This is a genomic window from Kitasatospora sp. NPDC033851, assembly GCF_055576085.1.
The window spans coordinates 19,499-34,034 of the sequence record NZ_JBVIRL010000047.1; the positions used below are offsets into that span (position 1 = coordinate 19,499).

Here is a 14,536-nt window from a genome sequence, read left to right on the forward strand (position 1 = left end):
CGTTCGGAGGGAACCCGATGCCGAAGCTGGTGGACCACGAGGAGCGACGGGCCCAGATCATCGACGCCCTGCTCCGCGCGGCGGCGGACACCGGGCTGCACGCCGTCACCATGCGGTCCGTCGCCATCGAGGCGGGCATCTCGGTGCGGCTCGTGCAGTACTACTTCGACACCAAGGAGCAGCTGCTGCTCGCCGCGATCAACCGCCTGACGGCGCGCATGGGCGAGCGGGTCCGCGACCGGGTGAGGACCGCCGGCTCCTCGCCGGCTCCGCGCGCCATCGTCGAAGCGGTCCTGCTCGAAGCCGTGCCCACCGACGAGGAGAGCCGGATCTTCCACCTCGTCCACACCGCGTACGCGGTGCTCTCCATCACCGATCCCGCCCTCGGCGGCCAGCCGTTCCTCGCGGCACCCAACGAGATGGAAGGGTTCCTGATCAGCCAGCTCGCAGCCGCCCAACAGGCCGGGGACGCCGATCCGCACCTGGACGCCCGTCAGGAGGCCGTCGTCCTCCTGTCCGTCTCTGCCGGCCTCGGCCTGAGCGTCCTGCTCGGCCAGCGCACGGCGGACGACGCGACTGCCGTTCTGCGCTACCACCTCGGTCGACTCTTTCCCGGTTCGTGAGCCTCCACGGGGTTGAGTCAGGCCGCCGACCGACCGCTGGTGCCATGCATGGCAATCACGGGTTGTGTGGACTCCTGAAGATCGCGCGATTGCCGCGGGTCATGGCATGGACGCCGGCCGCCGGCGGGCGATGTTCGACCAGACCATGGCCCGGATCGCGGGCCGGTTCAAGCGGGTGGAGCCGCGGGCCACCGCCCGTGCCTTTGTGCTCGCTCTGCTGTCGGGCGTCGAGCTGAAGAACTGCTGGCGTTTGGCAGAGCAGGCCGGTCATTCCCGCCCCGGGCCGATGCAGCGACTGCTTCTATCCCGGCCCCGACTTCCGCTCGGGCTCTGCGAAACGGGAGGACCGGCGGCTACCATCCCGGTCGAGGCGTGGAGTCCCACGCTGTCGGGGTGGGACGGGGAGTAGGGGGAAGGCGTGCGCAACGCGCCCGGTGTCGTCATCGATGTCTCCAATGTGTGCTGGTCCGGGAAACTCCCCCCGCTGGGACGCCAGCACCCCTTGCTCAAGCGGCTGTTCCTGGTCCGCGACGCCTGGCGGGAGCAGTTCGGTTCGAAGGCCCCGGTGGACCTCGTCGCGGACAACTCTCTGGTGCATTCGCTGCCGCCGGACGACGGCGCGCGGCTGCTCCGGCTGCGGCAGAACCCCCGGAGGGAGGGTTTCGCTGATGTCCGGTTCGTGTCCTACGCCGACCCGGTGTTCCTGCGGCTGGCGCGAGAGCGGGGCCGACACGTGATCAGCTCGGACCTCTTCACCGACCTGCGGCGCAGGGAGCCCTGGGTGGAGCAGCAGCCCGACCGCATCCTCGCCTGGACCACGGGAGCGGATCGGCGGGTGCGCCTGCACCGGAGCGGCATCGTGCCGGCGCCCGGGTACCGGGTGTCCCAGGCGATCGAGTTCAAGGATCTCAAGCACCTTCAGCGCCTTGATCCGGAGCACAGCGACCACAAGCGCGTCCTGCGGAGCCACTGGCGGTGCACGGCACTCGGTTGCGACACCGCGATGAGGTGGCCGGACGGGCTGCTGGGCTGGCCCTCCGTCAGCCGCACTACTGCCCGCGCCGTCTGCACGTGCGGCGCACTGCTGGAGGAGCTCGGGCCGCGCGGCACGACCCGGAGTTTCGTCGTCTCGGACGCGACGGCCCCGGACCTGCCGGGCGGGCTGTCGGCCGGCGAGTTCCTGCGCTTCCCGGTCAGCGTGGGCGACGCGGTGCAACTCGGGCGCGGCACGCTGCGCCACGGCATCAACCTGGGCGCGGAGGAGCTCGACCCGCCGCCCGGCGTCAAGCGGGTCAGCCGGATCCATCTGCTCATCTCGATGGAGGAGAAGCCGGGCGGCGGCAACCCGCAGGCCTACGCGGTGGACCTCGGCTCGGGCAACGGCACGGTGGTGGTGCGCGGCTCCGGTCCGGCGCGTCGGATCGAGCCGGGCGAGCGGGTGGCGTTCGGCGAGGCCGACCGGCTGGTGCTCGGGGACACCGTGGCGCTGCGCATGTCCGGGAAGCGGTACTTCAACGCGGAGCAGGCCCTGCCGCCGGAACTCGGGGACGGCGGCGGCGGCCGGACCTCCTTGGGCTGAGACGGCCCGGGTCTCACTGCGGCGCGTAGCCGGACAGGACTGTCCCGTCGGCGAAGCCCGCGTACATCAGACCGTCGGACAGGATGGCGGAGGGCTGACCCGCCGAGACGCCCAGGTCGTTGCGACTACCGGGCCAGTCCGGGAACGAGACGGGCCTCGTTACCGCGTTCGCTCCCTGCGTCAGGTCGATGCTCCCGGGAGAGGCGACCGTCAGCTCGACGGCCTTGTCGCCCGCCAGCAGCAGTGCCGTCGTCTTGCTGGTCCGGTCCTCCGGGAGTTGGTGGCTCCAGAGCTTGCGGCCGGTGGCGAGGTCCACGGCCGAGTGGGCGCCGGGGGTCATCCCGTCGGCGACCAGCAGGCCCTTGGCGCCCAGCGCCAGGTGTGGGCCCGCGCCGGTCAGCAGGGTGCGGCCGCCGTCCAGGTGCTGGGCGTCGAATGCCGAGACCTTGCCCTCCCCGGTGTCGGCGCAGACCACCCACTGTCCGTACCCGTGGAGGACGGTACAGACGGCGGCGGTGGAGCCGGTGATGGTGCCGCCCGTGGTCTCCAGCATGACCAGGCGCTGGTCCGACATCGCGTACAGTCGTCCGTCGAGGGCGATCGGCAGGGTACCCGCGGAGTCGAGCGGTGTCGTCCACAGCTCCCGTCCGTCGTCGGTTGCGTTCGCCCGCAACTCGCTGTGGTCCGCCGCGCCGCTGCCGCCGACATGCGGGCTGGTCGGGTCGACGAGGTCGGTGACGAGGGTCTTGCCGACGAGCACCACACCGACGGCGGTCCGGCCGTCCCGGGCAGGCTTCTCCCAGCGGACGGTGTGGTCGCGCAGCCGGATCGCACGGGTGTAGCTGCCGTCGGTGGTGTAGGCGTTGCCGTCGGCCAGGACCGGGGCCCGGACGGTCGCATCGCCGAGCCGGCCCTTCAGCGGCACCTTGGGATCGAGGCTCCAGCGGGTCGTGCCGTTGTCGGCGTCGAGCGCGATCAGCCCGCCGTCGGAGCGCGAGCACACGTACAGGCCCTCGCCCAGGGCGCAGCCGGCGAGGCGGACGCCCAGCTCCTTGTGCCACGGTGCCCAACTCGTCCGGATCGAAGCGGTGTCGAGTGCCGCGCTGCCGAACTCGCCGCTGGCCCCGGCATCTCCGTCGGCCATGGCGGCGGGGAGTGCCTCGGGGCGCGGGGTCGGGCCTGAACTGGCTCCGGTGGGCGCGGGGTTGACGGACGGGGGCGCCCCGGTGTCGGAGGTGTCGGCCGGCCACCGGGGGACGAGAAGCACCCCGAGCACGCTCAGCACCACCCCCAGCACCGCCGCGCCCACCAGTGGGCCCCGGCGTCGGCGTGACGGTGCCCGCGGGGCGGCGGGTACGGGCGTCAGAGGCAGCGCCGCCAGGTGGGCGGCGTCCTGCTCGTAGCGCGCGCACAGCTCCGCGACCGCCGGGGGCCAGCCGCGCGCGGCCGGCTCCGCGCCGAGCAGCGCGGTCAGTTCGGCGAGGTCCGGGCGGTCCTGCGGACGCAGTCGCAGGCACTCGGCGAGGACGCCGCGCAGGCCGGCGGGCACCCGGGACAGGTCGGCCTCGGCCTGGCCGATCCGGTGCAGTACCGCGAGCGCCTGGCCGCCGTCGAAGGGGCCGCGCCCGCAGGAGGCGTATGCGAGCACCGCGGCGAGGCAGAAGACGTCCGAGGCGGGGCCGATCCGGGTCGCGCCGTCGAGGTGCTCGGGCGACATGTAGCCCGGGGTGCCGATCACCTTGCCCATCGAGGTCAGTACGGTGCCGTTCAGGCGCTTCGCGATGCCGAAGTCGATCAGCCGTGGGCCGGCGGAGGACAGCAGCACGTTGCCGGGCTTGATATCCCGGTGCAGCAGGCCTTGGGCGTGGACGGCGCCCAGTTCCCCGGCGAGGTCTGTACCGAGCGCGCGTACGGTCTGCTCGTCCAGCGGACCGGTCGCCTCCACCGCCTCGGCGAGCGTCGGGCCGGGGATGAACTCCGAGGCCAGCCAGCGTGGTTCGGCGCTCGGGTCGCAGCCGAGCAGGGTGCCGGGGAGGGCCGCGGAGACCGCGCGTGCGGAGTCGATCTCGCGACGGAACCGGGCTCGGAGTTCGTCGTCCGGTATCCGCTCCGGGTGCAGGGTCTTGACGGCGACCAGGCTGCCCGGGCCCGCCGCTTCGGGGCTGCGGGCGAGATAGACCTCGCCCATGCCGCCCGCGCCCAGCCGGGCGAGGGTCAGGTACGGTCCGATCAGGCGCCGGCTGTCCGGGGGCAGCGGCTGCAGCACGGCGAACTCCGTTCGTCGGGGCGGGTCATGACATCCCGGTGCGGCCTGGCCAGGGTCACTGTGGGGCCTCGACGGCGTGTACCGCGCCGTCTGCGCCGACGGCGATCAGGATCCCGTCCAGGGCGAGCACCCGGGGGTGTCCGTACTCGGCGAAGGAGGAGAGCGTCGCGTGCGGGCCGGGCGACCCGGCGGGCTTCGCCAGGTCGACCGTGGTGGGTGCCGGTGCCGCGCCGCCCTCCGGGTTCGCCGGGACGATCAGCAGCCGGGCATCGGTCATGGTGACGGCCTTCGTACCGAGCAGGATCGGCCGGGCAGCGGTCGGGTACACCGTGGAGTCTCCGCCGCGCGGCTTGTCGACGGCGAGGCGCCAGCGCTGGGCTCCGGTGGCGGCGTCGATGGCGGACATCGAGCCGTCCGACGCGTTCTGGGCGGTGATCACCGTGCCGTCGGTCGCGGTGATCACCGTCTTCTGGTCGTGGAGTCGCTGGTTGTCCCCGCTGATGTCCTTCGACCCGGCGAAGTCCCTGGCTCCGGCGGTCACCAGCCCGCCGTCGGCGGTCCGGCACAGCACGGTCGTGCCGGTCACGGCCAGTGGGCCGCAGGCGCCCGGCATTGTCGCGATCGGTGCGCCAGTATCCTCGTCGAAGGAGGCGAGCCCGTCGGAGGTGGCGGCGTAGACGGTGTGGCCGTCGCCCGCCACGGGGCCGTATCTGAGGTGGAGCTTGACGGTGGTCGGGCCGTTGCGGCCCAGCGGGCGGCTCCAGGTGGGCTGCCCGCCGTCGAAGGTCGAGGCGTCCAGGGTGAACTCGCAGCCGATCTCCTCGCCTCGGTGGCACAGCGACAGGAGGAGCCGGTCCCCGTCCGCGAGCGGCTCGGTGGCGAGACCTACGTCCTTGCCGAAGGGGGTGGTCGACAGGACGCGCCCGCCGGTGAGGTCCTGGACTCGCAGCGCACCGTCGGCGTCCCGGCTGGCGACGCGGTTGCCGTTGATCGCCGGGTCGTCGCCGTCGTCGGGGATGAGGCGCAGGCCGTTGTTGGTCGTCGGCTGGTCCGGTGCGCCGGGATCCTTCGGGAGGTCCACGCGCCAGCGCTCGTGGCCGGTGGCGGTGTCGAGGGCCTGGAGGCTGCCGTCCACCAGGCGGCATACCAGGGTGCCGGCACCGAGCGAGCAGCCGGTCGGCTGGTCGGTCAGGTAGGCGGCCCAGGGGTGGAATCCGCTCGGCGGCCGGGTCTGCGCCGTGGTGAAGACCGCGTTGTGGCCTGGCCCGCCCTGCTCGGTGACACCCGTGAGCGTCGCGGCAGCCGGGGGTGCCTTGGTGGCGGCCACCGACGGGGTGGGCTGCCCGTCGGCCGGTGACCCGCTGCCGACTCCGAAGTGCAGGACGGCTGCTGTCCCGGCCGCCGCCAGGACGAAGGCGCTCGCAGCGGCGATCACGAGGAGGCTGCGGCGCCTCGCCGGACGGCCAGCCCCGGTGGACGCCGCGGTATTCGTCGGGCGGGGCGGCGGCGCAAGGGCCGCGGCCTGCGCCGAGGCGCTGCTCTCCGCGATCATCCGGGTGATCTCCGCCGGCCAGCCCGTGGCCGGGTCGGGACACTGCAGCGCCTGCGCCAGCTCGGCCGGGGTGGGGCGGTCGGCCGGCTCCCGGAGCAGGCAGGCCGCCACGATCCCGCGCAACTCGACCGGGACGGCGCCCAGTTCGGTCTCGGCACGGGCCGTCCGGTGCAGCAGCACGGCGGGCTCGGCCTCCCCGAACGGGCCCCGCCCGGTGGCGGCGTACACCAGGACCGCACCCAACGAGAACACGTCCGAGGCCGATACGGCCTGCCCGGCGTCCAGGACCTGCTCGGGAGCCATGTACCCGAGCGAGCCCAGCATCGTCCCGCCGGACACGGCCGTCTCCTCATCGGCGGCGCGGGCGATGCCGAAGTCGATGAGCTTGGGGCCGGTGGCGGACAGCAGGACGTTGCCGGGCTTCAGATCGCGGTGCAACAGTCCCTTGCCGTGCACGTCGGACAGCGCCGCCGCCAGCCGGACCCCGATCCCCGCGACTACCGCGACGGGCAGCGGACCGCAACCGGCCACCGCCCGGTCGAGCGTCGGCCCGGCCACGAACTCGCTGGCCAGCCACGGCACTTCGGCATCGGCCGAGCCGCCGAGGAGCCGGGCGACCCAGGGGCTCTCGACCGTGCGCAGCGCCTCGATTTCGTGCCGGAAGCGGTTTCCCACGTCGGGGTTGTCCAGCAGCTCCGGGCGGATCGTCTTCACCGCGGCGAGCGTGCCGTCCTCAGCCCGCCCCAACAGCACCTGGCCCATGCCCCCGGCGCCCAGCCGTCCGACGATGCGGTAGGGCCCGATCCGATCTCCCTGCGCAGCCGCCACCCCGACCCCTCCGTGTCCCCCGACCCCGGCCGCCACGTCGGCGGGCAAGGCGATGATTCCACAGCGTGACGGAAACGCGTCAGGTTTCGCGGACACAGGCGTGGAGTCGACGCGGGCCTCAGCCCTGGCCGAGCCCCCCGGCCTGTTCTCCGTCCGCAAGGACGGCCGCGCGCTCGGCTGGATCGAGCACGGCGCCGGCCGCGTGGGGCCCGGCTGCCTGCGCCTCACTCCCAGCAGCAACCGATCTACGGGGCGGTGTGCCTGCGGCGGCGGTGCGGGCGGCGTGCTGCATCCCGGCCTCGGCCAGGTGCCGGCGGCCGCCGGCGAGATCCTGACGGATCTGCTGCTCCACCGCTGTGAACACCCGGTAGTAGCTGTCGTCGTACGCCTCGACCAGTTGATAGGTCCACATGCCCGGGATGACGTCCCGGCCGAGGATCTCTTGTTCGACCAGGTCAGCCTGTTCTCCGCGCCCGGCCCGGCACAGCATCCGCACCGCCTCGGCGAGCATCCGGTCGGCGCCGCCCGTCATGTGGTGCACCGTGTACAGGTGGCCGCGGGCCCGCTCGGTGTACTCCAGCGCCGTCATCAGCATCCCCAGCGCCTCGATGGTCGCGTCGCCACCCCGGGCGGCCGGCGGTGCGCCTCGTCCGGCTGAGTTTTTCGAGGTGATTGGGCTCCACGCTTCCGGTGGGTTCAGGTACCAGGAGTTTTTCGGCGAGTTCGGGCTCCACCCGTGTGATGGTCTGTGACATGCCGCTTTCGGCGTAATCGGCGGTTGTGGGCCGTCTGGCGGTCACGATGTGCTTGTTGATCACAGTCCTGGTAAGGGAGACCGCTGGTGCACAGGTCTCGTGAGGTGCTGTTCGGGAGGATCCGGTGGGCCGAGCGCGAGCAGGGGCTGTCGGGTCGGGGGCCGGCGGTTCGGTTCAAGGTGTCGCGGCGTACGGTGCGGCTGGCGTTTGAGTCTCCAGTGCCGCCGAAGCGGAAGGCGCCTCCTCCGCGGCCGAGTGTGCTGGAGCCGGTGAAGGTCTTCATCGACGCGATACTGCAAGACCTTCGGCGACGCCCGCGTCTGCGCGGCCATCGCCGACCGGATCACCTTCCGCTGAACCCTTATCCAAACCGGCACGGAGTCCTACCGCTGCCTGGCCATCCAGGAAACCCTTTCCCCGGCCCGAAAATGACGACTCCCCAGCCCCCTGGGCCGGTGGGCCTCAACCGCGGGCGTGGACGGTGCCGTCTGTCACGCGCGGTCTGTGCCATGGTCCTTGCCCTCGCGTCCGCGCTGGCCTGGGTCGTGACCGGTCCGTCCGATGCCGCCCGGGCCGCGACCGCGTGTGCGGCGAGTCTGTGCGTCCTCAACGCGAGTGCCGCAGACGCCCTGTACGTCCACCCCGGCAGCGTCCAGGTCACCGGCAGCATCCTGGTCAACTCGACGAACAGTCAGGCCGCGCTCGTCAGTGGCACCACCTCGGTCATCGCGAACGGGGGCACCATCGGCGGCCCGGCGGCCCCGGCCGGCTTCGCCACCGCGAGCGGCGGCTCGTACAGCCCGGCCCCGGTCAACCAGCCCGCCGGCACCGACCCCTACGCCGCCTTGGCCCAGTGCCCGGCCGCATCGGCCTGTCCTTCGACACCGACCCCGCCGTATCCCTCGGTCAACCACATCTCGGGGAACCAGACGATCAGCCCGGGCGTGTACACCAGCATCTCGTCCCTGTCCGGCACGCTCACCCTCAATCCCGGCACGTACGTCATCACCGGCACCAACGGCATGACGATTTCCGGCGGGAAGGTGAACGGCACGGGGGTGACGATCTACCTCGCCTGCCCCTCCTACCCGACCGCCTGCGCGGCGGGCACCAGCGGTGCGTCCTTCACCGACCAGAGCGGAGGCAAGACCACGCTCAGCGCACCGACCACGGGGGCCTTCACCGGTCTTTCGATCATCGCCGACCGCAACAACACCGCGGGGGTCACGGTTTCGGGAAACGGCACGTGGATCACCGCCGGCGGCGTGATCTATACGGCCGCGGGGAAGCTGACGGCCGCATCCGGAGGCAAGGCCAGCTTCACCCGCGCGGTCGTGGACAGCGTCGAGACCAGTGGCAGCAACAGCTCCCAGATCACCGTCATCCCGACCACGGGCACGTTGTCGATCAGCGTGCCGGCCACGGCGGGCCTGGGCAGCGCGGCGCCCGGTGGCACCATCAGCGGTGCCCTCGGCTCGGTGACCGTCTCGGACGGGCGGGGACTGGCCACCAGCACGTGGACGGCGACGGTGTCCGCCACGAACTTCACCACCGGCGGAGCCTCGTCCGCCGAGACGATCACCACCACGAACGTCTCGTACTGGTCCGGACCCGCGACGAACACGAACGGAACCGTGACGGCTACGCCGGGCCAGAGCGACGCCTCGGCAAAACAGTCGCTCAGCAGTTCGAGAACCGGCTTCACCACCACCGGCAACGGGAACAACTCCACGAGCTGGGCCCCCACGGTGGTGATCGCGGTCCCCGCCGCCGCGGCAGTCGGCACCTACACCGGCACCGTGACCCACTCCGTCGCCTGATGCCGCCATCCGCTGCCGGTGAACGCATTCGGGCCCGCCAGGTTCAGCGGACATCCGCGGTCGTGCGCCACAGGCCGGCTGGGCTACGCGACCGAATGAGTCACCGTCCCGGCGTAGGTGCCGTTCACCGCAGCGGCGGGGATCGCGACGACGAGCGTGGGGTTCCACGTCGCGGAGTTGTTGCCGGTACCCGCAGTGAGGCTGTAGGCGGTGCGGCTGACGTTGAGGCTCTGGGCCTGGGCCGACGTGGCCTGGCCGGGCGTGAAGACGCCCACGCCGGTGGTGGAGCTCGCGGTTCCCGACCAGTAGGAGACCGAGCTGGCCGGGACCGTCTCCGGAGCCGTGCCGCCGCCCGTCTTGAAACTGGTGGAGATCGCGGACGCGGTCCAGGCGGCCGTAAGCAGAGCTCGGGAGTCGGTGACCGTGACATTGCCCAGTTGTCCGCTGACGGAGTTTCCGGGCAGTCCGCTCCCCAGGCCCGCCGGGCCGGCGGGGACCGAGATCGCTAACGAACCACCCGAGACGGAGAACGTGATCGCCGTGTCTCCGGGCGCGGCACCGGCTACTCCGGCGTTGGCGACAACCATCGCGGCTGCGGCGGCTACGGAATATCGGATGCGCATGGGTTTCTCCTTTGTCGTCCAGGCCCGGAACGGCAACCGTCCGGGCGACGCGCACTGCGGCGAGTGGCCGAGCCGGCCATTGGTCCGGGCGTACTGAGCCCGCGTCAACGATCAGACTGAGTCCTCGTCGGCTCCTCCAGCGGGCTGGGCCCGAGACCGCGCGTCTTGTCAGGGAGGCAGCCCCGGGGCCCAAAGTCATAAGATAGTGATGGTGCGTGCAACGCCTCTCGGGACACTCCGCCCCGAGTCACCAGGTCACCCGATGAGTGGCTCCCGGTCTCACCGGAAGACCTGCGGACCCCGAGGCCCGCCACGTCCACAAGACCCGCACCCACCGCCAGGACGGCTACAAGGCCCACCTCGCCGTCGAGCCCGAGACCACGATCTACACCGACGTCGAGCTGACCCCCGGCAACGGGGGCGAGCACCACGAGGCCCAGGTCGCCCTCGACTTGCTCGCCGACGAGCCTGAACCCGGTGGACGCGTTCGGCGAGACCGCCTACTCCACGGGGCCGACCCGCAGGGCCCTGCGGGAAGCAGGGCACCGGCTGTTCCTCAAACCCCGCCCCACTGACGACCGCCGTCCCGGGCGGTTTCAGCCTCGACGACTTTGCCATCGACACCGCGGCCGCCACAGCGACCTGCCCCGCCGGTCACACCGTCGCCTTGTCCGCACCGTCCGGCCGACACATGCAGCGCAAGGCGGTCTTCACCGGCCATTGCACCGGATGCCCCCTACGCGAACGGTGCAGCCGGGCCAAGGCCGGCCGGATCGTCACCATCCGCCCCGACCACGACCTCATGTCCCAAGCCCGCCAGGCGGCGAGCACACCCGACTGGCAAGCTACCTACCGCCGCCGGCGCCCACCCGTGGAACGCGCCGTCGCCTGGCTCGTCGGCCACGGCAACCGGCGCCTGCGCTACCGGGGAACGATCAAGAACAACGCCTGGCTCCACGCCCGCGCCTCAGCCCTCAACCTCCGGACCCTGATCAACCTCGGACTCACCCACAACGGCACCACCTGGCAGGTCGGGGCTGCCGCCTGATGGCGGCAGCCCCGACCACAGCAAGATCTTCATCAGCCTTCTAGGTCTGTTGCGAAGGTGGATCAAGGTTTTCCTTCGGGAAATGCCCGGTCCGTCCAGCCTCGTGACAGCCCGAGAAGGCCTGACCGCAAGGCCTCGCGCTGGTTGGCAACCCAAAGCTCCACCTGGTCGGTGGAGTCCGCGACGGACCGGTCCGTGGTGACAATCAGATGGGTGGACCATCGTCGGTCACCGACGGTCCAGTCGGTCCAGCGGTTCCAGACCATCTCGGACCAGCTGCCGTCGGTGATGACATCCGGCCGGTGCCGGGGGTCCTGGGCGTGCTTGCGATGCCAGTCGGCCCAGCCGAAAAAGGCTTCGACGGCTGGCGTGTCCCACCGGCCCGGATCGCGTTCGGTGAGTCTGCGGCGCCGGATCCCGTCGGACACGTCGACCAGACATACCGCGATTCCCTCCAGCAGCGGTGCCGACGGAACGGCCAAAACCTCACCGAGCGGAGACTGGCCGGTCAGCAGCAAATCGAGTCCGTGCCGCTGGTAGTCCAGTGCACGGCACACCCACATCTCGGTCGTTCGGTTCCGCCAGATCCGGTCCGCGTCGTCCGGAACACCGAGTTCGTCGAAGTCGTGCACGACGATCCCGCCGATCCGTTCACCGATGGCATGGGCGATGGTGGTCTTCCCCGAGCAACTGGAACCCGTCAGTTTGAGCAGCACCCGGCCAGAGTGGCAGGTCACCGGTGGACATTCCATGTGTTTCCCGGCTCCGCACCGTCCTGCTCGCAGCCATTCGTTGGTGACCACGACCAGGACCGTCGCCTCGCAGCGCACGGCGAGCTGCGGTGAGCACGCCTGTGCCATCTCATGACATCGGGTCCTCGCGGTCAGGCTCGGCGGGCGTAGGACGTCAGGCGATCGGCGAGCGCGATGACGAGGTCGCGCAGCTCAGCGGGGCGCTCGATGACGAACGGCCGGTCGAGTGAGGCGAGTACCGGGGGCAACCGGTCGAGCCGCTCCGCCCGCAGCTCGACGCGCAGCCAGCGCTCAGTCGCCGGGCTGATCGGTGAAGGCGAGAGCTTCCAGGAGTGTGTCGAGCCGGCGGGCGATGTGCTTGGGCAGCACTCGCCGGATCTTCGCCGATGCCGTCTCGTTTGCCGTGTGCTCCGTCGTCGTCAACCCTGCTCGGCGGCCGACGACCAGGCCGAGCAGCACGGCCAGTGCCTCGTCGTCGCTGAGCAGGAGCGGAGGCAAGCGGTACCCGGGGGCGAGCCGGTAGCCGCCGTAGCGGCCGCGCGCACCGATTCCACGGGCACGTCGAGGTCGATCAGCTGGTCCACATACCGGCGCACGGTGCGCCCTTCGACGCCGAGCCGGTCGGCGAGTTCGGCCACTGTCCGGGTGCCGCCCGACTGCAGCAGCTCCAGGAGTGTCAGTACGCGGCCGGTGGGGCCAGGCATGTTCGCAGCCTAACGCGAATACAGGACCGATTCTGTCCACTATTTCTCCTAGCCTGCGGCGTGCACGCTTTCAGCACAGCCAAGGAGATTCCCATGGACTTCGTCTCGATCCGCATCATCACCGGCGACGTGGCGCGCCTCGTCGAGTTCTACGAGCGAGCCACAGGGGCGCGGGCGACGTGGGCCACCGAGGACTTCGCCGAACTCAGGACCGCGGGCGCCACCCTCGCGATCGCCGGGACCCGCACCGTCCCGCTGTTCGCCCCGGGCTCTGCCCACCCGGCGGACAACCACAGCGTGATCACCGAGTTCCTCGTCGACGACGTGGACCGCGTTCACCAGAACCTGACCGGCTTCGTCACCGACTTCGTCAACGGGCCCACCACGATGCCCTGGGGCAACCGGTCGCTGCTGTTCCGCGACCCCGACGGCAACCTCGTCAACTTCTTCACCCCCGTCACCCCGGCGGCCATCGAAAAGTTCGCCCGCTGACGCCACGCACAGCCGCTCACGCGGGAGCCCTGAGATCCCAGGGCTCCCGGTGAACGCGGCCGCCGAGTCCAGGAGCGCCACCAGCCGTGGACATCGGAACGCACCGCTGACCCCGAAGGACGTCTGCGCTTGTGTCTTCGGGTCCACGCCGGACGTCCGATCGCGCACGTCGCTGTGGGAGCCGGGATCTCCCGCCGCTGCCTGGCCAAGTGGTACGCCCGCTGGCGCGCGCACGGCGAGAACGGCCTGCTCGACCATCCCTCCCGCCCCGCCACCAGTCCCGCCCGCACCTCCGAGGACATCGCTGACCTGGTGGAGGCGCTGCGGCGGCAGACCAAGCACGGACCAGCCCGGCTCGCCGCCGACCTACAGCGGCTGCACGGCGTCACACTCGCGCCGGCGACCGTTCACCGCGTCCTGGTGAGGCGAGGACTCAACCGGCTCCGGGACCTGGATCCACCGACCGGCGAGCAGCTGCGCGAGGTCATCCGCTACGAGCACGACCGGGTCGGCGACCTGGTCCACGTCGACATCAAGAAGCTCGGACGCATCCCGACCGGCGGCGGCCGGCGGATGCACGGCGTCGGCACCGAGTTCGCCCGCGCCTCCGAACGCACCGGTCCCGGCACCGGCAAGGTCGGATACACGTACCTGCATTCGGCGCTCGACGACCACTCCCGGCTCGCCTACACCGAGGCCCTGGACGATGAGAAGGCCGTCACCGCGGTCGCCTTCTGGCACCGGACCGTTTCCTTCTTTGCCGCCCACAGCATCACACCGATCCGCCGCTGCCTCACCGACAACGGCGCGTGCTACCGGTCTACGACCTGGGCTGACGCCCTCGCCGCGACCGGTACGAAGCACAAGCGGACCAGGCCGTACACGCCGCGCACGAACGGGAAGGATCACGGGACGCTCACACGCGAGTGGGCGAGGACTTCGCGTAACCAAGGTCCCGAGACACCACAGTCGTGTAGGCGATCCCGCAGTGCGTCAGCGACCGGGAGGTGGAGGAACTGGGCCCGCTGGTGCTGCCTGCCCCGACCAAGCGCGAGCAGATGGCCGCCCTGGTCTCCGCCCCCACTGACCCGTGGTGGGAGGGCCGGCCGGTGCCTCCGCGGGGGTCGGAGGCACCGGCCGGCCGGCTTGGGCGATCAGGTGGAGAAGGTCGTCAGCGGCTCCAGGTCGTAGGTGCGGGCGTACTCATTCGAAAAGATCAAGGATCGTCTTGCGGAAGCCTTGCAGACGCAACCACTCGGTTTTCGAATCTGGCGAGCAGTCACCGAACTCGTCCAACTTGCCAGCAAGGAGGACAACCCTGTTCTCGCGAGGAGGGTGAGGAATTGGGTTGAGACCCTTCTTACTGGGCGTTTCAGCCGTAGATGTGGGGGTTGACACCGCTTTTCCCGGTGCCAGGACTGTCTGCGTCTGGTGACGCTTGGGGCTCTGGTGACGGGAGGGCCGCCGATACACAAATGCCCGCCGGAACTGTGC

Annotated in this window: 12 protein-coding genes and 3 pseudogenes; 8 read left to right on the forward strand and 7 right to left on the reverse strand. The window is 71.2% G+C overall.

Translation table 11 applies throughout. The annotated features are described in order from the left end of the window. Window positions 1-17: 17 nt before the first annotated feature. The 3 genes and pseudogenes from ACZ51D_RS40995 to ACZ51D_RS41005 all read left to right on the forward strand — a co-directional run bounded on the left by ACZ51D_RS40995 (window position 18) and on the right by ACZ51D_RS41005 (window position 2,202). Window positions 18-623, forward strand: a complete 606-nt coding sequence (locus ACZ51D_RS40995) for a TetR/AcrR family transcriptional regulator (RefSeq protein WP_465665386.1) — start codon at window positions 18-20, stop codon at window positions 621-623. A 145-nt stretch (window positions 624-768) separates the two neighbouring features. Next, a pseudogene (locus ACZ51D_RS41000) lies at window positions 769-924 on the forward strand (IS701 family transposase); the annotation flags it as partial. Window positions 925-1,041: 117 nt separating this feature from the next. After that, complete coding sequence (locus ACZ51D_RS41005; RefSeq protein ID WP_465665388.1) at window positions 1,042-2,202, forward strand: FHA domain-containing protein; 1,161 nt, start codon at window positions 1,042-1,044, stop codon at window positions 2,200-2,202. 13 nt (window positions 2,203-2,215) lie between these two features. Here ACZ51D_RS41005 and ACZ51D_RS41010 read toward each other — a convergent pair whose 3' ends face one another. From ACZ51D_RS41010 to ACZ51D_RS41020, 3 genes and pseudogenes are all read right to left on the reverse strand, one after another. Beyond that, window positions 2,216-4,468, reverse strand: coding sequence for a protein kinase domain-containing protein (locus ACZ51D_RS41010; RefSeq protein ID WP_465624409.1), 2,253 nt, complete (start codon window positions 4,466-4,468; stop codon window positions 2,216-2,218). 55 nt (window positions 4,469-4,523) lie between these two features. Continuing rightward, window positions 4,524-6,848, reverse strand: a complete 2,325-nt coding sequence (locus tag ACZ51D_RS41015; protein WP_465665390.1) for a protein kinase domain-containing protein — start codon at window positions 6,846-6,848, stop codon at window positions 4,524-4,526. A gap of 271 nt (window positions 6,849-7,119) precedes the next feature. Further along, window positions 7,120-7,472: pseudogene (locus ACZ51D_RS41020) on the reverse strand (hypothetical protein); the annotation flags it as partial. A 640-nt stretch (window positions 7,473-8,112) separates the two neighbouring features. On the opposite strand from ACZ51D_RS41020, the gene ACZ51D_RS41025 reads away from it, so the two are divergent. Then, the gene (locus ACZ51D_RS41025; protein ID WP_465624412.1) at window positions 8,113-9,423 is read left to right on the forward strand and encodes a hypothetical protein; all 1,311 of its coding nucleotides are present in this window, start codon (window positions 8,113-8,115) and stop codon (window positions 9,421-9,423) included. Between the two features lie 83 nt (window positions 9,424-9,506). On the opposite strand, the gene ACZ51D_RS41030 is transcribed toward ACZ51D_RS41025, so the two are convergent. Continuing rightward, window positions 9,507-10,046, reverse strand: coding sequence for a hypothetical protein (locus tag ACZ51D_RS41030; RefSeq protein ID WP_465624414.1), 540 nt, complete (start codon window positions 10,044-10,046; stop codon window positions 9,507-9,509). 266 nt (window positions 10,047-10,312) lie between these two features. Between ACZ51D_RS41030 and ACZ51D_RS41035 the strand changes: the two genes are divergently transcribed. After that, window positions 10,313-10,621, forward strand: coding sequence for a transposase (locus tag ACZ51D_RS41035; RefSeq protein WP_465624415.1), 309 nt, complete (start codon window positions 10,313-10,315; stop codon window positions 10,619-10,621). Window positions 10,622-10,662: 41 nt separating this feature from the next. Beyond that, a complete protein-coding gene (locus tag ACZ51D_RS41040; protein ID WP_465624514.1) occupies window positions 10,663-11,094 on the forward strand; it encodes a transposase in 432 nt (143 codons plus the stop codon). Window positions 11,095-11,156: 62 nt separating this feature from the next. On the opposite strand, the gene ACZ51D_RS41045 is transcribed toward ACZ51D_RS41040, so the two are convergent. The 3 genes and pseudogenes from ACZ51D_RS41045 to ACZ51D_RS41055 all read right to left on the reverse strand — a co-directional run. Further along, window positions 11,157-11,810, reverse strand: coding sequence for a DEAD/DEAH box helicase family protein (locus ACZ51D_RS41045; RefSeq protein WP_465624417.1), 654 nt, complete (start codon window positions 11,808-11,810; stop codon window positions 11,157-11,159). A 167-nt stretch (window positions 11,811-11,977) separates the two neighbouring features. Further along, the gene (locus ACZ51D_RS41050; protein WP_465624419.1) at window positions 11,978-12,094 is read right to left on the reverse strand and encodes a hypothetical protein; all 117 of its coding nucleotides are present in this window, start codon (window positions 12,092-12,094) and stop codon (window positions 11,978-11,980) included. 46 nt (window positions 12,095-12,140) lie between these two features. Next, a pseudogene (locus ACZ51D_RS41055) lies at window positions 12,141-12,550 on the reverse strand (helix-turn-helix transcriptional regulator); the annotation flags it as partial. Between the two features lie 93 nt (window positions 12,551-12,643). Here ACZ51D_RS41055 and ACZ51D_RS41060 point away from each other — a divergent pair. Together ACZ51D_RS41060 and ACZ51D_RS41065 are read left to right on the forward strand one after the other, a co-directional pair. Next, window positions 12,644-13,042: a VOC family protein gene (locus tag ACZ51D_RS41060; protein WP_465665392.1), complete on the forward strand. Its 399-nt coding sequence runs from the start codon at window positions 12,644-12,646 to the stop codon at window positions 13,040-13,042. 129 nt (window positions 13,043-13,171) lie between these two features. Then, window positions 13,172-14,233, forward strand: coding sequence for an IS481 family transposase (locus ACZ51D_RS41065; protein ID WP_465665394.1), 1,062 nt, complete (start codon window positions 13,172-13,174; stop codon window positions 14,231-14,233). Window positions 14,234-14,536 lie beyond the last annotated feature (303 nt).

Coding starts and splice junctions, on each gene's coding strand:
- ACZ51D_RS40995 (WP_465665386.1), top strand. CDS start 18: ATGCCGAAGCTGGTGGACCACGAGGAGCGACGGGCCCAGATCATCGAC.
- ACZ51D_RS41060 (WP_465665392.1), top strand. CDS start 12,644: ATGGACTTCGTCTCGATCCGCATCATCACCGGCGACGTGGCGCGCCTC.
- ACZ51D_RS41025 (WP_465624412.1), top strand. CDS start 8,113: ATGGTCCTTGCCCTCGCGTCCGCGCTGGCCTGGGTCGTGACCGGTCCG.
- ACZ51D_RS41030 (WP_465624414.1), bottom strand. CDS start 10,046: ATGCGCATCCGATATTCCGTAGCCGCCGCAGCCGCGATGGTTGTCGCC.